This window comes from Aeromonas media (assembly GCF_020423125.1).
In the GTDB taxonomy this organism is placed as follows: domain Bacteria; phylum Pseudomonadota; class Gammaproteobacteria; order Enterobacterales; family Aeromonadaceae; genus Aeromonas; species Aeromonas media.
This window is the reverse complement of sequence record NZ_CP075564.1, coordinates 2,772,483-2,790,792: the sequence shown is the minus strand read 5'-3', so window position 1 is coordinate 2,790,792 and position 18,310 is coordinate 2,772,483. Positions and strand designations below refer to the sequence as shown.

General features: G+C 62.5%; 18 protein-coding genes and 1 pseudogene. 5 read left to right on the top strand and 14 right to left on the bottom strand.

The genetic code is table 11. The features are described 5' to 3' along the window. Positions 1–56: 56 nt before the first annotated feature. From gloA to rsxA, 8 genes are all read right to left on the bottom strand, one after another. Positions 57–464: a lactoylglutathione lyase gene (gene gloA, locus KI797_RS12775; protein WP_025326535.1), complete on the bottom strand. Its 408-nt coding sequence runs from the start codon at positions 462–464 to the stop codon at positions 57–59. Between the two features lie 80 nt (positions 465–544). After that, the gene (gene nth / locus KI797_RS12770; RefSeq protein ID WP_139751792.1) at positions 545–1,186 is read right to left on the bottom strand and encodes an endonuclease III; all 642 of its coding nucleotides are present in this window, start codon (positions 1,184–1,186) and stop codon (positions 545–547) included. Positions 1,187–1,216: 30 nt separating this feature from the next. Further along, a complete protein-coding gene (locus KI797_RS12765; protein ID WP_161507331.1) occupies positions 1,217–1,975 on the bottom strand; it encodes an electron transport complex subunit E in 759 nt (252 codons plus the stop codon). A gap of 38 nt (positions 1,976–2,013) precedes the next feature. Continuing rightward, a complete protein-coding gene (gene rsxG, locus KI797_RS12760) occupies positions 2,014–2,646 on the bottom strand; it encodes an electron transport complex subunit RsxG (RefSeq protein WP_139751791.1) in 633 nt (210 codons plus the stop codon). A gap of 124 nt (positions 2,647–2,770) precedes the next feature. Continuing rightward, positions 2,771–3,823: an electron transport complex subunit RsxD gene (gene rsxD / locus KI797_RS12755; protein ID WP_139751790.1), complete on the bottom strand. Its 1,053-nt coding sequence runs from the start codon at positions 3,821–3,823 to the stop codon at positions 2,771–2,773. A gap of 3 nt (positions 3,824–3,826) precedes the next feature. Next, entirely contained in the window at positions 3,827–6,337 is a 2,511-nt protein-coding gene (gene rsxC / locus KI797_RS12750) for an electron transport complex subunit RsxC (protein WP_161507329.1), read from the bottom strand. A gap of 14 nt (positions 6,338–6,351) precedes the next feature. Then, positions 6,352–6,918 (bottom strand): electron transport complex subunit RsxB, encoded by a 567-nt coding sequence (rsxB, locus tag KI797_RS12745; protein WP_161507328.1) that lies wholly within the window; start codon positions 6,916–6,918, stop codon positions 6,352–6,354. 4 nt (positions 6,919–6,922) lie between these two features. Next, positions 6,923–7,504, bottom strand: coding sequence for an electron transport complex subunit RsxA (gene rsxA / locus KI797_RS12740; RefSeq protein WP_005326871.1), 582 nt, complete (start codon positions 7,502–7,504; stop codon positions 6,923–6,925). Between the two features lie 111 nt (positions 7,505–7,615). On the opposite strand from rsxA, the gene KI797_RS12735 reads away from it, so the two are divergent. Next, complete coding sequence (locus KI797_RS12735; protein ID WP_161507327.1) at positions 7,616–8,512, top strand: DMT family transporter; 897 nt, start codon at positions 7,616–7,618, stop codon at positions 8,510–8,512. Positions 8,513–8,573: 61 nt separating this feature from the next. Further along, positions 8,574–8,771, top strand: a complete 198-nt coding sequence (locus KI797_RS12730) for a hypothetical protein (protein WP_161507326.1) — start codon at positions 8,574–8,576, stop codon at positions 8,769–8,771. An 80-nt stretch (positions 8,772–8,851) separates the two neighbouring features. Here the strand turns inward: KI797_RS12730 and KI797_RS21215 are convergent, their stop codons facing one another. The 3 genes and pseudogenes from KI797_RS21215 to KI797_RS12715 form a co-directional block, all read right to left on the bottom strand. After that, the gene (locus KI797_RS21215; RefSeq protein WP_409241608.1) at positions 8,852–9,241 is read right to left on the bottom strand and encodes a methyl-accepting chemotaxis protein; all 390 of its coding nucleotides are present in this window, start codon (positions 9,239–9,241) and stop codon (positions 8,852–8,854) included. 150 nt (positions 9,242–9,391) lie between these two features. Continuing rightward, positions 9,392–10,099, bottom strand: a pseudogene (locus tag KI797_RS21210) (PAS domain-containing protein); the annotation flags it as partial. A 572-nt stretch (positions 10,100–10,671) separates the two neighbouring features. Continuing rightward, positions 10,672–11,115 (bottom strand): DUF4124 domain-containing protein, encoded by a 444-nt coding sequence (locus tag KI797_RS12715; protein ID WP_226169579.1) that lies wholly within the window; start codon positions 11,113–11,115, stop codon positions 10,672–10,674. Positions 11,116–11,397: 282 nt separating this feature from the next. Here KI797_RS12715 and fabV point away from each other — a divergent pair, with 282 nt between their 5' ends. After that, positions 11,398–12,591 carry an enoyl-ACP reductase FabV gene (gene fabV, locus KI797_RS12710; RefSeq protein WP_139751411.1) on the top strand — a complete coding sequence of 398 codons (1,194 nt, stop codon included), beginning with the start codon at positions 11,398–11,400 and terminating at the stop codon, positions 12,589–12,591. A gap of 163 nt (positions 12,592–12,754) precedes the next feature. Next, positions 12,755–14,230, top strand: coding sequence for a YfcC family protein (locus KI797_RS12705; RefSeq protein ID WP_226169577.1), 1,476 nt, complete (start codon positions 12,755–12,757; stop codon positions 14,228–14,230). Positions 14,231–14,295: 65 nt separating this feature from the next. On the opposite strand, the gene KI797_RS12700 is transcribed toward KI797_RS12705, so the two are convergent. Continuing rightward, complete coding sequence (locus KI797_RS12700) at positions 14,296–15,510, bottom strand: pyridoxal phosphate-dependent aminotransferase (RefSeq protein ID WP_005326864.1); 1,215 nt, start codon at positions 15,508–15,510, stop codon at positions 14,296–14,298. A gap of 358 nt (positions 15,511–15,868) precedes the next feature. On the opposite strand from KI797_RS12700, the gene KI797_RS12695 reads away from it, so the two are divergent. Beyond that, entirely contained in the window at positions 15,869–16,078 is a 210-nt protein-coding gene (locus tag KI797_RS12695) for a DUF1653 domain-containing protein (protein ID WP_226169575.1), read from the top strand. A gap of 62 nt (positions 16,079–16,140) precedes the next feature. Here KI797_RS12695 and KI797_RS12690 read toward each other — a convergent pair whose 3' ends face one another. Both KI797_RS12690 and dacB read right to left on the bottom strand, forming a co-directional pair. Further along, positions 16,141–16,398: a GrxA family glutaredoxin gene (locus KI797_RS12690; RefSeq protein ID WP_010674029.1), complete on the bottom strand. Its 258-nt coding sequence runs from the start codon at positions 16,396–16,398 to the stop codon at positions 16,141–16,143. A gap of 421 nt (positions 16,399–16,819) precedes the next feature. Continuing rightward, a complete protein-coding gene (gene dacB, locus KI797_RS12685) occupies positions 16,820–18,253 on the bottom strand; it encodes a D-alanyl-D-alanine carboxypeptidase/D-alanyl-D-alanine endopeptidase (protein WP_226169573.1) in 1,434 nt (477 codons plus the stop codon). Positions 18,254–18,310 lie beyond the last annotated feature (57 nt).

Here is an 18,310-nt window from a genome sequence, read left to right as displayed (position 1 = left end):
AAAAACGGGGCCCCTGGGCCCCGTTTGCTATGTCACCGCGAGGATGCCGGTCTGGCTCAGACGCCGAGGCCGGTTCCTGTGTCTTTCTTGGCGATCAGCTCAATCTTGTAACCGTCCGGGTCTTCCACGAAGGCGATGACGGTGGTGCCACCCTTGACCGGGCCCGGCTCGCGGGTGATCTTGGCCCCGGCGGCGCGCAGGGCGTCGCAGGTACCATAGATGTCGTCCGCCTCCAGAGCGATGTGGCCGTAGGCGGAGCCCAGCTCGTACTCGCTCACACCCCAGTTGTAGGTGAGCTCGATGACGGCCTCATCCTTCTCGTCACCGTAGCCGACGAAGGCCAGGGTGTACTTGTATTCGCTGTTCTCGCTCTTGCGCAGCAGTGTCATGCCCAGCACGCGGGTGTAGAAGTCGATGGAGCGTTGCAGGTCGCCGACGCGCAGCATGGTATGCAGAATTCTCATTGCTCAATTCTCCGGGTTGGTGATTGGTACTGCTTTCTATCTAGGTCTTGAGGTCGGGCTGTGAACGGACAGGAGGTCGTTCAGCTCAGTGGGTAGACCTTTTCTTTGTACTCGCACAGGTCTTCGATGATACAGGAGCCGCAGCGTGGCTTGCGCGCCAGACAGGTGTAGCGCCCGTGCAGGATGAGCCAGTGGTGCACATCCAGCTTGAACTCGGCGGGCACCACCTTCAGCAGCTTCTCTTCGACCTGATCCACGTTCTTGCCCACCGCGAAGCCGGTGCGATTCGACACCCGGAAGATATGGGTATCGACCGCTATGGTGGGCCAGCCGAAGGCGGTGTTGAGCACCACGTTGGCGGTCTTGCGCCCTACCCCCGGCAGGGCTTCCAGTGCCTCGCGATTTTCCGGCACCTCGCCGCCGTGGCGCTCCAGCAGGATGGCGCAGGTCTTGATGACGTTCTCGGCCTTGGTGTTGAACAGGCCAATGGTCTTGATGTACTCCTTCACGCCGTCCACCCCGAGAGCCAGCATGGCGGCCGGGGTATTGGCCACCGGATAGAGCTTGTCGGTGGCCTTGTTGACGCTGACATCGGTCGCCTGGGCCGACAGCAGCACGGCGATCAGCAGCTCGAACGGCGTGGTGAAGTTGAGTTCGGTGGTGGGGTGCGGGTTGTTCTCCCGCAACCGCTCCAGTATCTCTCTGCGTTTTTGGTTATTCATCGCGTCTCATGTCTGTCTTGGTGCCAGCCCTCAGAGCTGGGTGGTGCGGGCACCGGCTGCGGGCAGGCTGCAGTGCGCCTTGTCGGCACGCTGTTTGCGGCCCATCCAGTCGTTGATGGCGTTCTTGCCGGCGATGAGCAGGCCCAGGCCGATGAAGCCCCCCGGCGGCAAAATGGCCAGCAGCAGGCTGGCATCGGCATGGAACAGCTCGATGCGCAGGGACTTGGCCCACTCCCCCAGCAGCAGGTCGGCGCCGTCGAACAGGGTGCCCATGCCGATGATCTCACGCAGGCCCCCCAGCAACAGCAGCACCAGGGTGAACCCCAGCCCCATCATGAAGCCGTCAATGGCCGCCAGCAGGGGCGGGTTCTTGGAGGCATAGGCCTCGGCTCGGCCTATGATGACGCAGTTGGTGACGATGAGGGCGATGAAGATGCCGAGCGCCTGATAGAGGCCATAGGTGTAGGCGTTCATCAACAGCTGCACGCTGGTCACCAGGGCCGCGATGATCATCACGTAGACCGGGATGCGAATGTCCTTGGGCACCCAGTTGCGCACCAGGGAGACGGCCAGGTTGGAGCAGACCAGCACCACCATGGTCGCAAGGCCCAGCCCCAGGGCATTGGTAAAGGTGGAGGAGACCGCCAGGGTCGGGCAGAGCCCCAGCACCTGCACCAGGGAGGGGTTGTTCTTCCACAGCCCCTGCAGCATCAGCTCCTTGAGCTCCTCGCGGCGGCTGTTGCCCTCATCGGCCGGGCTCTGGCCGTCAATCACATCAACTTGTTCCATTGCTTGTTCCGTTGTATGCGTCATACGGGGCTCCACTGTCAGGGTGTGGCGTCACAGGAGGGGGCCTCTTGCAGCAGCTCAGGGTGCTCCTGTTGCAGCAGCAGCAGATTCTTCACCGCCTTGACCACAGCGCGCGGGGTGATGGTGGCGCCGGTGAAGGCGTCAAATTCGCCGCCATCCTTCTTCACCGCCCAGCTTGCCGCGTTCTCCTTGGTGAGGAACTTGCCGACGAAGCTCTCTATCCAGCTCGATTTCTTCAGCTCGATCTTGTCGCCAAGACCCGGGGTTTCCTTGTGAGCCAGCACCCGCACCGCGCTGATGGCGCCGCTGGCATCGGTGCCGACCACCATGCGAATGGCCCCACTGTAGCCGTCGGGAGCCACGGTTTCCAGCGCATAGCCGGTGTGCTCCCCCTTGAGGGTGGCGGTATAGAGCGGCATGGGCTGATCGCTGCCCAGGTACTCGCGGCTGGTGACCAGCCTGCAGCTGGCCACCAGATCGTTGTCATAGCTCCCCGCCGGCAGCAGGGCCTCCAGGGTGCGCAACTTCTCCAGTTGTTGCTGGTGGGCGATGCGATCCCGGGTCAGCTCGTTGGTCAGCACCACCATGGCGGTGCAGGCCAGGGCGAACAGGGCCAGGGTGACGCCGTTTTTGCGCATGCTCTTTAACATGGGAAGGCTCCTGAGAGTGAGATGTGCGCGATGATCATTTGCGGCGATCCCCCTAGACCTTGGGACGAGTCAGGCTGTCGATGGGGGTGGCTACGCAGAGGTTGGCTGTCGGCAAGAGGCTGGCTCATTTGCGGCGATCCCCATAGACCTTGGGACGGGTCAGGCTGTCGATGAGCGGCACGCAGAGGTTGGCCAGCAACACGGCGAAGGCGAAGGCGTCCGGGTAGCCGCCGAAGCGACGGATGAGGTAGACCAGCACGCCGATCAGCACGCCGTAGATGAGGCGACCCCTGGCCGTGGTGCTGGCGCTCACCGGATCGGTGGCGATGAAGAAGGCCCCCAGCATGGTGGCGCCGCTGAACAGGTGCAGCATGGGGGTGGCGGTAGCGTCCGGCGTGGCCAGATCACCCAGGGTGGCAGAGAGCAGCAGGGCCCCCAGCACGGCAGTGGGAATGCGCCAGTTGATCACCTTCTGCTGCAACAGGAAGAGGCCACCCAGCAGGTAGCCGAGGTTGACCCAGCTCCAGCCAATCCCGCCCCAACCCTCAAACACGGCGTGAGTCATCACTTCGCTGGCGGTGAGTCCCTGGGTCAGGCCCGTCTTCAGGGTGTCGAGGGGAGTGGCCATGGTCAGGCCATCCACCCCCTGCTTGAGCTGCGCCAGGCTGTAGCCGTCCAGGCTGAAGCCGGTGAAGATCACCGAGACGGCGTCCCCAAAGTCGACCCCGTAGGCGGCGATGCTGGAGGGGGGCAGCCAGCTGGTCATCTGGACCGGGAAGGAGACCAGCAGCAGCACATAGGCCACCATGGCCGGGTTGAACAGGTTCTGACCGAGCCCGCCATAGAGGTGCTTGGCGATGATGATGGCAAAGGCGGTGCCCAGCACCAGCATCCACCAGGGCAGCAGGGGGGGCAGGGAGAGGCCGATCAGCACGGCGGTGAGGGCCGCGCTGCCATCCAGCAGGGCCGGTTTGACAGGGCGGCCGCGCAGGCGCAGGACCAGGGCCTCGCAGCCTAGGGCCGTCACCAGGGCCAGCAGGATCTGGATCAGGGTCCCCCAGCCGAAGAACCAGGTCTGGGCCAGGAAGCCGGGCAGACAGGCCAGGATCACCAGTAGCATCAGGGTCTGGGTCTGTCTGCGGTTATGGGCGAAGGGCGCACTCGCGAGATTGAACATGGATCAGTGGCTCTTGTCGGTCGAAGGGGAAGGAGTGTGCGCCGCGGCGTCGGCCGCCAGCTTCTTGGCCTTGGCACGGGCGATGGCGGCGGCGATGGCCGCCTTCTTGGGGTCGACCTCGGGGGCGGGCTCAGCCACCGGCTCCCTCGGGGCGGCCTGCGTGTCGCTCACGGCGTCACTTGAGGGGACAGGTGCGTCGGGCGCGACCTCGGCGTCGGCCGCCAGCTTCTTGGCCTTGGCGCGGGCGATGGCAGCGGCGATGGCCGCCTTCTTGGGATCGACCTCGGGGGCGGGCTCGGCCACCGGCTCGCTCGGGGCGGCTAGCGTGTCGTTCACGGCGTCCCTTGAGGGGACGGGTGCGTCGGGCGCGACCTCGGCGGCGGCCGCCAGCTTCTTGGCCTTGGCGCGGGCGATGGCAGCCGCGATGGCCGCCTTCTTGGGATCGGCCTCGGCAGCGGGCTCGGCCACCGGCTCACTCGGAGTGGCAGCCGTGTTGCTGGCCTCGTCACCGGCAGCCTGGGCAGCCTTCTTGGCTTTGGCGCGGGCGATGGCCGCCTTCTTGGGATCGACCTCGGAGGCGGGCTCAGCCACCGGCTCGCCCGGAGCGGTAGCCGTGGTGCTGGTCTCGTCACCGGCAGTCTGGGCCGCTTTCTTGGCCTTGGCGCGGGCCAGGGCGGCGGCAATGGCGACCTTCTTGGGGTCGGCCTCGGCCGCGGGCTCAGCCACCGGCTCGCCCGGAGCGGCAGCCGTGTTGCTGGTCTCGTCACCGGCAGCCTGGGCCGCTTTCTTGGCCTTGGCGCGGGCCAGGGCGGCGGCGATGGCGGCCTTCTTGGGATCGGCTTCGGCAACGACAGCCGTGCCGACATCATCCGGCTGTGCGGTCTCGACCGCCTTGGCGGCGCGGCGCGCCAGCGCCTCCTGCTTGCGCGCCTCGCGGGCGGCCATCATGGCGGCGTTGTCCGGCTGGGGCTCTGCGCTGGCGGCGTCCTGCTTGGCCTTGAGGCGGGCCAGAGCGGCGGCGACGGGATCATCCCCCCCTGCCGTGGCCATGGCCTGGCGACGCTGGGCGGCGGCCTCGGCGTGGCGAGCCTCCCGCGCGGCCTTGTCCCGCTCGAAGCGGGCCTGCTTGGCCTCGAAGCGCTGCTTGGCGCGCTCCGCCTTCTCATGCTCGGCACGGACCTCGCGGATGTCATCCTTGGCAATCTTGTAGTACTGCACCAGGGGAATCTCGCTCGGGCAGACCCAGGCACAGGCCCCGCACTCTATGCAGTCGAACAGGTTGAGCTTCTCGGCCTTGTCATACTCCTTGACCCGGCTGTACCAGTAGAGCTCCTGGGGCAGCAGGTTGGCGGGGCAGGCGTCGGCACAGGCGCTGCAACGGATGCATGCCTGTTCGGGGCCGGGGGGCGGCAGCTCGGCGCGGGTGGGGGAGAGCAGGCAGTTGGTGGCCTTGACCACGGGCACCATGGCATGGGGCAGGGTGAAGCCCATCATGGGGCCCCCCATGATGACCCGCTGATCCGCTTCCGGTTGCAGCTCGAAGCGCTGCAGCAGCCAGCGCACCGGCGTGCCGAGCCGCACCCAGGCATTGCCCGGTTGCTTGAAGGCATCCCCTGTGAGGGTGACGATACGCGAGATGAGCGGCTCGCCGTCGATGATGGCGCGCTTGATGGCAAAAACGGTGGCGACGTTGAGCACCATGATGCCCATGTCGACCGCCCGGCCCCCCTTGGGTACCTGGCGCCCGGTGAGCAGCTCTATGGTCTGCTTGGCGCCGCCGGAGGGGTACTTGGTCGGCACCGACTTGACCAGCACATCCGCGTCTGTGGCATGGCGTGTCAGGGCGTCGATGGCCGCCGGCTTGTTGTCTTCCACCCCGATCAGGGTGAGCTTGGGCTTGAGCAGGTGCTTGAGCACCCGGATGCCCTCCATGATCTCGTCGGCATACTCCTGCATCAGCCGATCGTCTGTGGTGATGTAGGGTTCGCACTCCAGGCCGTTGACGATCAGGATCTCGGTGAGCTGGCCGCGGCCATCGAGCTTGCTGTGGGTCGGGAAGACGGCGCCACCGAGCCCAGCGACCCCCGCCTGCTGGATGCGATCGAGCAGCTCGCCCCGCTCCAGATTCCAATAGTCGGGTTGGGGGTTACGCTCACCCCAGGCATCTTCCCCGTCCGGGGTCAGGATGACGCAGAGATCGTCCAGGCCCGAGGGATGCGCCACCGTGTGTTGTTCGATGGCGGTGATGGTGCCCGAGGTGGAGGCGTGCACCGGCACTATGCGGCCCTTGTCATGACGGGTCAGCGGTTGCCCCTTCTTGACCCTGTCACCCACCCGCACCAGCAGTTCGCCGGCCGGGCCCGCGTGCTGGCGCACCGGGATGATGAGCTGGGGGGGGAGACCCGCGTCCACGACGGGGGTCAGGCTGGACTGGTGCTTGTTCTCGGGAGGATGAATGCCACCGTGAAAATCCCAGAGTGTGCCGGCTTTGATGCGTTCGAGCAGATGCTGCATGGTTACTCCGCTGTTTATTCCACTATCTTGACCGGAATGGCGACCTTGGCCAGATCCCATTTCCAGTTGTCGACCGTAGTCGGCACCGGGATCATCTCGATACAGTCGGTCGGGCAGGGGTCGACGCAGAGATCGCACCCCGTGCACTCGTCCGCGATGACGGTGTGCATCGCCTTGGTGGCGCCGAGGATGGCATCGACCGGGCAGGCCTGGATGCATTTGGTGCACCCTATGCACATGTCCTCGTGAATGAAGGCGACCTTCTTGACGGGGACGGCCGCTTCGTCACCACCGTCCAGCGGCTGGGGCTCGACCCCCATCAGATCCGCTATCTTGCGCATGGTGGCATCGCCACCGGGCACGCACTTGTTGATCTTGTCGCCGTTGGCCAGCGCCTCGGCGTAGGGCTTGCAGCCCGGGTAGCCGCACTGGCCGCACTGGGTCTGGGGCAGCAGGGCATCGAGCTGGTCGACGATGGGGTCGGCCTGCACATGAAACTTGACGGCGGCATAGCCCAGAATGATGCCGAAGGCCAGGGCCAGCAGGGCCAGCACCAGGATGGCAAAGAGTATGTGAGTCATAGCGCTATATCTTGATGAGGCCGGTAAAGCCCATGAAGGCCAGGGACATCAGGCCGGCGGTGACCATGGCGATGGAGACGCCGCGAAAGGGGGCCGGCACGTCGGCGGCCACCAGACGCTCACGCATGGCGGCAAACAGGATCAGCACCAGCGAGAAACCGCAGGCAGCCCCGAAGCCGTAGATGATGCTCTGGATGAAGTTGTGACGCTCGTTGATGCTCAGCAGCGCGACGCCCAGTACGGCGCAGTTGGTGGTGATGAGGGGCAGGAAGATGCCGAGCAGACGATAGAGGGTCGGGCTGCTCTTGCGGATCACCATCTCGGTGAACTGCACCACCACGGCGATCACCAGGATGAAGCCCAGGGTGCGCAGATAGGCGATGTCCAGCGGGATCAGGATATAGTGCTCCATCAGATAGGAGCATGCGCTGGCGAGCGTCATCACGAAGGTGGTGGCCAGTCCCATGCCGATGGCGGTTTCCAGCTTGCCGGAGACGCCCATGAAGGGGCAGAGGCCGAGAAACTTCACCAGCACGAAGTTGTTGATCAGCACGGTACTGACCAGTAAAAGCAGGTACTCAGTCATTGACGATGGGTTTTCCGGTGTGAAGGCGGCGGTATTATCTGATGTTAGGTGCCTTTAGACAACCGCAAGGCCGTATGGTTATTATTCGGGGGCCCAATTCATGGAGGCATTGTGCGCCCGCTACCCATACTGACCCTCACCCTGGCCATGTTGCTCTGGTCCAGCTCCTTTATCGCCCTCAAACATGTGCTGGAGGTCTGGTCCTTCGGCCAGGTGCTGTTTATGCGCATGGCGGTGGCATCGGGCTGCTGGCTGCTGTGTTACCGTCACCTCGGCAACTTCCACTATCAAAAAGGGGATTGGCGCTGGCTGGCCCTGATGGGCGCCCTGGAGCCCTGCCTCTATTTTCTGCTGGAGGTCAACGCCTTGCGCTACACCAGTGCCGGGCAGGCGGGCATGGTCTGCGCGCTGCTGCCCCTGATGGTGGCCCTGGTGGCCTTCGTGCTGCTGAGGGAGCGGGTGAGCCGCCGCCAGCTGCTGGGTTTTGCGATCGCCATCTGCGGCATCGCCCTGCTGGGGCTGGCCGAGGGGGCCGATGAGTTCGCTCCCAATGCCTTGCTCGGCAACAGTTTGGAGATGGGGGCCATGCTCTGCGCCGCCACCTACTCAGTGGTGTTCAAGAAGCTCTCCAGCCGCTACGGCGTGCTGACCCTGACCGCCCTGCAGGCCTTCGTCGGCACCCTCTTCTTCGCCCCCTTCGCCTTCAGTGCCCCCTGGCCTGCGGACTGGGACTGGCAGGACATGGGGGTCATCCTCTTCCTCGGCGCCTTCGTGACGCTCGGCGCCTACCTGCTCTACAACTGGTCGGTCACCCAGGTGAAGGTGACCCTGGCGGCCGCCTATGTGAACCTCATCCCGGTCTTTACCCTGCTGCTCGCCTATCTGCTGCTGGGGGAGACGCTGGGTGCCTTGCAATGGGTTGCCTGCGCCGCCGTGCTGGCCGGCATCGGGGTCGGTCAGTTGCCCGCGGGCAAAAACCGGGTGCGCAGCGCCGCCGCCCAGAGTTGACTTCCCCCCGATCGGCTACAGTCTGGACAGGGATCTATGCTGGCCATGAAGGAGCCACACCATGAGCGACATGAAGTTGCTGGCCGAGGCCAAAGTTTTACTGAGCCACCACCCTTTCACCCTGGCCGATGCCAGGGCCCTGGAGGCCCTGGAGGAAGCGGCGGTGGGGGAGGAGGGGCTCTGCATCGCCGAGTTGTGGGAGCTGGCCCTGGGTCAGGCCGACGAGGAGGCGAGGCACTATCTGCAGGGAGAGGATTGACGCCTTTTCACACATCCTGAATGACAATAAACAATGCGGGGCCAGGCCCCGCGTTGTTTATTGGATGGTGCACCCCAGGCTCAGATGGAGAGACTCTTGACGGTGTCCGAGACCGAGTTCGCGTCTTCGATGATCTCCTTGATGACGTCGGCGATGATGTTGGCCTGATCCTGCCCCGCCACCGCCTTGCCTGAGACGACGGAGACGGTCTGGGTGATCTTGGAGGTGATGTCGGAGTTGTGCTTGATGACGGAGACGATCTCGTTGGTGGAGGTCGAGGTTCTGGCCGCCAGCTGCCTCACCTCGTCGGCGACCACCGCAAACCCCCGGCCCTGCTCGCCGGCCCTGGCTGCCTCGATGGCGGCATTGAGTGCCAGCAGGTTGGTCTGATCCGCGATGCCGCTGATGGTGGAGATGATGGACTCTATGCTCTTGGATTGCTGATTGAGCAGGTCTATCTGCTTGCTCACCTCGTTGACCGAGGTGTTGATGTGAGAGGAGGTCTCCAGCACCTTGTCGATCACCTCCCGCCCCTTGGCGGCACTGGCGACGGTTTCGCTGGCGATGGCGCAGGCCTTCTGGGCCGCCTCCCGGGTGGAGATGGATTTCTCGACCCGCTCGGTGATGTCGCTCGCCAGCTTGATGATTTTGACCACCTTGCCCTCGTGGTTGAAGATGGGGTTGTAGGTCGCCTCCAGCCAGATCTTCTCCCCGTGATGGCCAAGGCGCATGAAGAGTCCGGACTTGATGTCCCCCGAGCCAAGATCGCGCCAGAAGTTGGGGTTTTTCTGGTAAAACTCGGGATCGCAGAACTGGCGATGGTGTTTGCCGACCACCTCCTCCAGCCGGTAGCCGAAGCAGTGGAGGAAGTTCTGGTTGGCGGTGATGACGGTACCGTCCGGCTGGAAATCGATCACTGCCAGCGACTTGTCCAGCGCCGCCAGCAAGGCCTGGGTGCGCTCGAGGGAGGATTGCTGCGGTGTCACATCGGAGGCGACCTTGGAGACGTGCACCACCTTGCCGTCGATCACGATGGGGAAATAGGTAGCTTCCAGCCAGACCGCCTTGCCCGATTTCGACTGGCGGATGAAGCGCCCGTTGCGGGAGATGCCACCGCGCAAATCCTGCCACAGGCTCTCATAATCTCGGGTCTTGACGTCCTCCGGAAAACAGAGCGTGCTGTGGTGCTTGCCAATCACCTCTTCACGTCCAAAGCCCACGATCTTGAGAAACAGCTCGTTGGCGAAGGTGACCACTCCTGCCGGGGTAAACTGGATGAAAGGCACCTGGGACTGGATGGCCTGCTCGAAAGCATTCAACTCTGCCATCTTTGCTACCTGCTCATTCACTTCCTTGCTTGTTTTTTGATTCCAGAACATGACAGAGCTCCTCCATGAGCCCCTTGAATGACAGACCGACCTTAATCTGAGTGAATTAACAATAGCATTGCTCTTTGATGAATCATCATCGAGCCTGAATTAACTCTTTAATTTTCAATGTTGATATTATGGCTGCTTGATGGTGCGGTCTCGAATAAGGCTCTTTTATATTGTCGCCCCTTTCTGACCGTCCCTGATATTGGCATGAAGGCGTCTCTTTTGGCACTTGATATTGTCGTCGCTACATTGGGGCTTTTATTTCATCACTTCGGCGTTAGATGAATATCGACCGATGCCGATGAGGGCTGCAATGGCGTTGAGGCGCCGGGATATCGGCTGGAGGGGGAAGGTGGATTGGTGGTCGTCAGGGGCGGCCGAAATAGACGATGAATCAGTATGAAGTGTGTGGGAAATAACCGAATGCGCCCTCTTGTTCCCCTTGATAACCTTCTTCCACCGGCGAAGCGCAATATTCCCGGGGTAGCAGCATCCTTATGAACCCGGGCTGGAGGACTGTGCGCTTATTTTGCCTTGAGGGTGGAGAGACGCTTGTTCAGCGCCTCCATCTCGTCTTGATACTGACGCGTCACAGCCGGCACATCCAGGCGTCGGGTTTCGCCAGTCTCGGAGGTGGTGGAGTCTGATTGGCCCTCGCTGAATCTGGTCATCTCGGGGTTCATCTTGTGACCCTTGGCGCCCATCTCGGGGCGCAGGGCCTCAAGCTGGCGCTGCTGCCGACTGCTGGCCAGGTTCTCCTCGATATCCCGGGTCCGCTTGTTTGCCCGTTCGACCTCCTCGGCCGAGGGGATGAAGACATTCATCCGTACCGGCTTGCTGTCACCGGTGCAGGGGATGTCGCTGAAGGTGATATTGCCGTTGCGGGTACATTGATAGACATCGGCCCGGGCGACCAGAGTAGTAGCGGCAACCAGGCAGCCAAGTGAGATGATCAGCACGCGTGACATAGGCTCCTCCTTGGATCCTTCCTTTGCACATTAGTACATGGCGCCTGACCAGACAATCGACCAGTGCCATCGACTCCCGCCAGGATGTCGTCATGGGGCGAGCCGATCCCCCCGGTGTGCCACTGGGGGTCATGCAACCCGCCCGTTGGGTGGTCATTGTCGCTAAAATCGGTGGCATCCTGGTCGTTTTCCCCGCAGTTCAACACATCAGAGCACCATAGCGGGTCACAATGAGGTATCTTATGCCACGATTTCATCCATTTAACGGTGTCGAGACCCCATATGATTATCAAACCCAAGGTTCGCGGCTTTATCTGCACCACCACTCATCCGGTCGGTTGTGAAGCCAATGTTCGTCGCCAGATTGCTTACACCCAGGCCAAGGGCACCATCGAGAATGGTCCCAAGAAGGTACTGGTGATCGGCGCCTCCACCGGTTATGGTCTGGCCTCCCGGATTGCCACTGCCTTCGGTAGCGGCGCCGCCACCATTGGCGTCTTCTTCGAAAAGCCGAGCTCCGAGACCAAGACGGGCTCCGCCGGCTGGTACAACTCCGCCGCCTTCGACAAGGCTGCCAAAGAGGCTGGCCTCTACGCCAAGAGCGTGAATGGTGACGCCTTCTCCCACGAGTGCCGCGCCAAGGTGATCGAGCTCATCAAGCAGGATTTGGGTCAAATCGATCTGGTGGTCTACTCCCTGGCCTCCCCGGTACGCAAGATGCCGGATACCGGTGAAGTAGTGCGCTCCGCGCTAAAACCCATCGGTGAGGTCTACACCTCCACTGCCATCGACACCAACAAGGATCAGATCATCACCGCCACCGTCGAGCCGGCGAATGAGGAAGAGATCCAGAGCACCATCACCGTCATGGGCGGTCAGGATTGGGAGCTGTGGATGGCGGCCCTGCGTGATGCGGGCGTGCTGGCCGACGGCGCCAAGTCCGTGGCCTACTCCTACATCGGCACCGATCTGACCTGGCCCATCTACTGGCATGGTACCCTGGGCCGCGCCAAGGAAGATCTGGACCGCGCCGCCTCCGCCATTCGTGGCGATCTGGCTGCCAAGGGCGGCACTGCCCACGTGGCCGTGCTGAAATCCGTGGTGACCCAAGCCTCTTCTGCCATTCCGGTGATGCCGCTCTACATCTCCATGGCCTTCAAGATCATGAAAGAGAAGGGCATCCACGAAGGCTGTATGGAGCAGGTGGATCGCATGCTGCGTACCCGCCTGTACGGCGCTGATCTGGCGCTGGACGAGCAGGCCCGTATCCGCATGGATGACTGGGAGCTGCGTGAAGACGTGCAGCAGACCTGCCGCGACCTCTGGCCCTCCATCACCACGGAGAACCTGTCCGAGCTCACCGACTACGCCGGCTACAAGCAGGAGTTCCTGCGCCTGTTCGGTTTCGGTCTGGACGAGGTCGATTACGATGCGGATGTGAATCCGGACGTGACATTCGACGTTGTCGAGCTCTGAGCCTGACTCAAGTGAAAACAGGGCCCTGCGGGGCCCTGTTTTTTTGGCAAAAATCCCGCCATGTTGCGGAATTTTATTATCCACGATCACCTTTTCCCCATATCAAACCCGCTAGGCTTGCGCTGTTTGGATCACATGACGGCATTGCCGAGGTACGGAAGCTATGACCACATCAACCGAGGCGCCCAAGAAGCGCCAACTCCCCACAGTCTATACCCTGCTGTTTATCATCATCGCCCTGATGGCGGCCCTGACCTGGGTGCTGCCAGCGGGCAAATACAACTACCTGACCGCCAAGACCCAGCAGCCTGTTGCGGCGGCGGCCGTGGCCGACTACAGCGGCGACGAGCGGCTGCTGCCGGTGCCCGGCAGCTACACCGAGCTCCCCTCCCAACCGCAGGGGGTGTTCGAGGTGCTCAAGGCACCGATCCAGGGCTTTCACAAGGCGGCCGATGTGGCGCTATTCGTGCTCATCATCGGCGGCTTTCTGGCGGTGACCATGCAGAGCGGGGCGCTCGATGCCGGGGTGGGGGCCATAGTGCGCGCCTTCGCCGGGCGCGAGCGGCTGCTTATTCCGGTACTGATTGCCCTGTTCGCCCTCGGTGGCTCCACCTTCGGCATGGCGGAGGAGACGGTGGCCTTCTGGGCGCTCATCGTGCCGGTGATGATGGCCGCTGGCTTCGATCGCATGGTGGCGGCGGGGATCATCTTGCTCGGCTCCGGGGTCGGGGTGCTGGCCTCCACCGTCAACCCCTTTGCCACCGGCATCGCCTCCGGTTTTGCCGGCATTCCCATCGGTGAGGGGATTGGCCTGCGGGTCATCCAGTGGCTGCTGCTGGTGATCTTCGCCTCCTGGTTCGTGATGCGCTACGCCAAGCAGGTGCAGCAGGACAAGTCCCGCTCCGTGCTGGCCGACATCGTCTATGACGACGAGTTTTCCCAGATGAAGAGCGGCAATCTCGCCTTCACCGGCAAGCAGAAACTCACCATGCTGGTCTTCTTCGGCACCTTCCTGCTGATGATCTACGCCGTGGTGCCCTGGTCGGATCTGGGCATCGATCTGCTGCCTACTTTAGGCTGGTGGTTCGACGAGCTCTCCACCCTGTTCTTCAGCGCCTCCATCCTGATTGCGATCATCAACCGGATGCCGGAGTCCAACTATGTGGCGACCTTCCTTAACGGGGCGCGGGATCTCATCGGGGTGGCCCTGGTGGTCGCGGTGGCGCGGGGCATCTATGTGGTGATGGAGCAGGGCGTCATCATAGACACCATATTGCACTGGGCCGAGGGGCTGGTGAGCGGGCTGTCGTCGTCGGTCTTCATCCTGATGGCCTATCTGGTGCACATCATCCTGAGCTTTTTCATTCCCTCCACCTCGGGGTTGGCGACCGTCTCCATGCCGCTGATGGGGCCGCTGGCGGACTTCTCCGGCATCTCGCGGGATCTGGTGATCACCGCCTATCAGTCTGCCTCCGGCTGGATCAACCTGTTCGCTCCCACCGCCGCCCACCTGGTGGCGGGGTTGGCGCTCGCCAGGATCCCCTACGATCGCTTCGTGCGCTGGGTGCTGCCCTTTATCCTGGGCGTCGCTCTCATCACCATGGGGGTGCTGGTGGCTGGCGCCCTGCTGCAAGGCTGATGGCACGGATAAAAAACGACAGATAACAAAAAGGCTCCCGCGGGAGCCTTTTTCATGAGTGGAGCTTACTGCTTGTAGCTCTTGAGGAAGCGGGCGAGGCGGCCGATGGCCTCTTCCAGCTCCTCTTCCCGGGGCAGGAATACCAGCCGGAAGTGATCCGGCGCCGGCCAGTTGAAGCCGGTGCCCTGCACCAGCAAGAGCTTCTCCTGCTGCAACAGGTCGAACACCATCTTCTGGTCGTCGCGGATGTCATACACCTTGGGATCCAGGCGAGGGAACATGTAGAGCGCCCCTTTGGGTTTGACGCAGGAGACGCCGGGGATTTCGTTCAAGAGCTCCCAGGCCTTGTCCCGCTGGCGGCGCAGGCGGCCGCCCGGCAGGATCAGCTCGTTGATGCTCTGGTAGCCACCCAGGGCGGTCTGGATGGCGTGCTGCATGGGCACGTTGGCACAGAGCCGCATGGAGGCCAGCATCTCCAGCCCTTCGATGTAGCCCCTGGCACGGCCCTTGGGCCCGGTGATAACCATCCAGCCCTGACGGAAGCCGCAGGCGCGGTAGGCCTTGGAGAGGCCGTTGAAGGTCACCACCATCACATCGTCACACTGGGTGCAGACGCTGGTGTGGGAAATGTCGTCGTAGAGGATCTTGTCGTAGATCTCGTCGGCGAAGATGATGAGGTTGTGCTGGCGGGCGATCTCGATCAGTTCCAGCTGGAATTCGCTGCCGTAGACGGCGCCGGTCGGGTTGTTCGGGTTGATCAGTACCAGGCCGCGGGTGCGCGGGGTGATGCGGGCGCGGATGTCGTCCAGATCCGGATGCCAGTCTGCCCCTTCATCGCAGCGGTAGTGCACCGCATGGCCACCGGAGAGGGTGACGGCGGCGGTCCAGAGCGGGTAGTCGGGGGAGGGCACCAGCATCTCGTCGCCGTTGTTGAGCAGCGCCTGCATGGCCATCACGATGAGCTCGCTGGCGCCATTGCCGATGTAGATGTCGTCGATGTCGACCTTGCGCATCCCCTTTTGCTGGTAGTACTGCATCACCGCCTTGCGGGCCGAGAAGAGCCCCTTGGAGTCGCAGTAGCCCTGGCTCTGGGGCATGTTGAGGATCACATCCTTGATGATCTCTTCCGGCGCATCGAAACCGAACGGGGCCGGGTTGCCGATGTTGAGCTTGATGATGCGGTGGCCTTCGTCCTCGAGACGGCGGGCCTCTTTATGCACCGGGCCGCGAATGTCATAGCAGACATCGTCGAGCTTGTGCGACTTGTCGATAGTGAACATGGTGAGCGTGATTCCTTCCCCTGGGGGCGCGTTGGCAGAAAAGCTTTTTTAGTATCAAATTTCTCTACCCCTATTCTTCACAGAATTGAATGCTAGAACAATCTAATTTATGGAATAAATCCCTGATATTTACCCCTGAAACAGGGTTGCCAGTCTGTTAAATTCAGCAGGATCGTTTGCCTGTCTCGCGAGAGACTAGTGAAAGATGAGGGGGAGGTTCCTAAAGCAGCAAGAGTGTATTGAATTATCCATCCCATCTGGCACGATTGGCTGGGGTAAAAATCTGCTCCCACCCCTGCTGCCTGCCTAGGGCACGCGCAGCTCAGGGCGTCCTTTCATCCTGTCAACGAGGATCTTCATGCACGCACCCGCCACCGGTCGCTACCGCCACTTCAAGGGGGGTTACTATCAAGTGCTAGCCCTGGCCCTGCACACCGAAACCCAGGAACAGCTGGTTGTCTACCAATCCGAGCAGGATGGCCAGGTCTATGCCCGCCCGGTCACCATGTTCATGGAGTGGATTGAGCATCAGGGGCAGGTGGTGAGCCGCTTCACGCCTGTGGCATGAGGGGGTGATCAAGGTCCATAAGAAAAGGCGCACCAGGCGCCTTTTTCATATGGGTATCGGGCTTACAGGCCCAGATTGGCTCTGGCATAGGCCTCGAAATCGGTACAGCCACCGATGTGCTGCTCGTCCAGGAAGATCTGCGGCACTGTTGTGACGGGCTTGCCCGCCTTGGCGGCCAGATCGTCCTTGGTGAGCCCGGCGACGTTGATATCCACATAGCGGAATTCGAAGTCATCGCGCTCCTCGGTCAGCTGCTCGGCAATCTGTTTGGCACGAACGCAATAGGGGCAACCCGGGCGACCAAAAATTTCTACAAACATCTTTTCTCTCCGTTAAACAAGCCGTTGAAGAAGGCCATTGAGACGAGGCTGGCGACAGCATAGCCTCGGCTCCTGGCCAGTCAAAGCTGAAAATACCGATACGCGCATTCGCCGTGCTCGATTGCACCCCGGATAGGTGCCGACACAGAGGTCGGCATGCTGGATTGGCGGCGGCGAACTATTCCAGCCTCCTGCTCGGCAATCTCGGCAATCTCGGCAATCTCGGCAATCTCGGCACTCTGGATTCGTGGCTGCCGAGCGATGCGCTCCACGCCACTCAAGCCTGCCTTACTGCTCGGCACTTTGGATTCGTGGCTGCCGAGCGATGCGCTCCGCGCCACTCAAGCCTGCCTTATTGCTCGGCACTCAGGATTCGTTGCTGCTGAGCGATCCGTTCCGCTCCACTCCACTCCAACCTGCCTTATTGCTCTGCAATCTGGAGGGGTTGCTGCTGATAGATGCTCTCCAGCACACCCTTTTCGAAGACGGTCCAGGGCCAGGCGGCCTTGCTGGCGCGGTAGCGCTCGTGGGTCGCCGGATCCTGGGAGAGGCCGCGCTGGAACATCACGAAGGCCTTGCGCTGGCCACCCGCGGTGTCGATGAAACCGGCCAGGTTGGAGGTGCCGGTGATGGTGCCCGTCTTGGCGTGCACCTTGTTCTTCATCATGGGGGCGGTGACGCTGCGTCGCCAGGCCAGGGTGCCGTCCACCTGGGAGCTTGGCAGCAGCTTGATGAAGTCGAGCTCGGCGTCATTCTTCTGGATGAAGTTCAGCACCGACAGCATCTGGCGAGCGCTGATGAGATTGTGGGCGGAGAGACCTGAGCCGTCGGCCAGGGTGGCGTTGCCGAGATCGATGCCGTGCTTGGTCAGGATGGCGCGCACCGCCATGGTGCCGCTGCGATAGCTGCCCGGCTTGTTGTAGTAGTGACGGCCCACGGTTTTGAGGAAGGTGTCGGCGTAGAGGTTGTCGGATTTCTTCAGCATCTTGGAGAGCATCACCGGCAGGGAGACCGAGTAGTGGGTCGCCAGCGTCTCGGCGCCAACCGGTGTCTTGTGGGTGACACGCAGCAGGCCGTCGTGGCTGATCCCGGCACGGTTCATGGCCCAGCGGATGTTGTCCCAGCCCCAGGCTTCCACGTCGTGGATGGCAAAGCGCAGGCCCTGCGGCTCCTTGTTCGGGGTGATGCAGCCCTTGAGCTCGTAGAAGTTGCCCTTGGCCATGTCCACTTCCAGGGCGCAGAACTGACGTGCCATGTCGCCGTAGCTCATCACCTCCACGTTGTCGGCACCTATGCCGATGGGGACGCCGGTGGCGACATTACCCACCGCAGGCTTGCCAATCTGGGTGGCGGTGACGGTGCCGTAGGCACAGTTCTTGTCGATGATAACGGCCGAGACGGGAGCCGCGAAGCAGAGGGTCTGATCCCCCCAGGACCAGCCGTTGCCGCGCTCATAGCCGTTGTAGGCACCGGTGTTGACGTAGACGTTGCCCTGGATGCGGGTGACGCCGAGCTGCTTGAACAGGGCCACCAGATCCATCCGCGACAGGGTGGGGTCGCCGACGAAGTTGATCCAGATGTCGCCATTGATGGCATTGCCCTGCCTGGCGCCGGGCTGTGCCTGGATGTCGGTGGCGAAACGGAAGTCGGCGCCGAGCTCGAGGCGAGCGGCCAGGGCGGTCAACACCTTCATGGTGGAGGCGGGGGCTATCATGTCGTCGGCGTGACGGGCAAACTCCACCCCGTTGTTGCCCTGGACGATGACGGCGTACTGGCCCCCCTTGGGTGGGGTCAGCGGGGTGGCCTGGGCCACCAGGGAAAAGAGAGCACAAAAACCAATCAACAGCCGCTGCATAAGATCCTCTAACTGAACGAAGGGCGCCGGCAGTGCGATGCGCCCCTGATAATCAAA

Excerpts from the sequence above, each read along its gene's own strand:
- dacB (WP_226169573.1), bottom strand. The coding sequence starts at position 18,253 with ATGCAGCGGCTGTTGATTGGTTTTTGTGCTCTCTTTTCCCTGGTGGCC.
- nth (WP_139751792.1), bottom strand. The coding sequence starts at position 1,186 with ATGAATAACCAAAAACGCAGAGAGATACTGGAGCGGTTGCGGGAGAAC.
- KI797_RS12690 (WP_010674029.1), bottom strand. The coding sequence starts at position 16,398 with ATGTTTGTAGAAATTTTTGGTCGCCCGGGTTGCCCCTATTGCGTTCGT.
- gloA (WP_025326535.1), bottom strand. The coding sequence starts at position 464 with ATGAGAATTCTGCATACCATGCTGCGCGTCGGCGACCTGCAACGCTCC.
- KI797_RS12765 (WP_161507331.1), bottom strand. The coding sequence starts at position 1,975 with ATGGAACAAGTTGATGTGATTGACGGCCAGAGCCCGGCCGATGAGGGC.
- KI797_RS12705 (WP_226169577.1), top strand. The coding sequence starts at position 12,755 with ATGACCACATCAACCGAGGCGCCCAAGAAGCGCCAACTCCCCACAGTC.
- KI797_RS12730 (WP_161507326.1), top strand. The coding sequence starts at position 8,574 with ATGAGCGACATGAAGTTGCTGGCCGAGGCCAAAGTTTTACTGAGCCAC.
- rsxD (WP_139751790.1), bottom strand. The coding sequence starts at position 3,823 with ATGTTCAATCTCGCGAGTGCGCCCTTCGCCCATAACCGCAGACAGACC.
- rsxB (WP_161507328.1), bottom strand. The coding sequence starts at position 6,918 with ATGACTCACATACTCTTTGCCATCCTGGTGCTGGCCCTGCTGGCCCTG.
- KI797_RS12695 (WP_226169575.1), top strand. The coding sequence starts at position 15,869 with ATGCACGCACCCGCCACCGGTCGCTACCGCCACTTCAAGGGGGGTTAC.
- rsxC (WP_161507329.1), bottom strand. The coding sequence starts at position 6,337 with ATGCAGCATCTGCTCGAACGCATCAAAGCCGGCACACTCTGGGATTTT.
- rsxA (WP_005326871.1), bottom strand. The coding sequence starts at position 7,504 with ATGACTGAGTACCTGCTTTTACTGGTCAGTACCGTGCTGATCAACAAC.
- KI797_RS12700 (WP_005326864.1), bottom strand. The coding sequence starts at position 15,510 with ATGTTCACTATCGACAAGTCGCACAAGCTCGACGATGTCTGCTATGAC.
- fabV (WP_139751411.1), top strand. The coding sequence starts at position 11,398 with ATGATTATCAAACCCAAGGTTCGCGGCTTTATCTGCACCACCACTCAT.
- rsxG (WP_139751791.1), bottom strand. The coding sequence starts at position 2,646 with ATGTTAAAGAGCATGCGCAAAAACGGCGTCACCCTGGCCCTGTTCGCC.
- KI797_RS12715 (WP_226169579.1), bottom strand. The coding sequence starts at position 11,115 with ATGTCACGCGTGCTGATCATCTCACTTGGCTGCCTGGTTGCCGCTACT.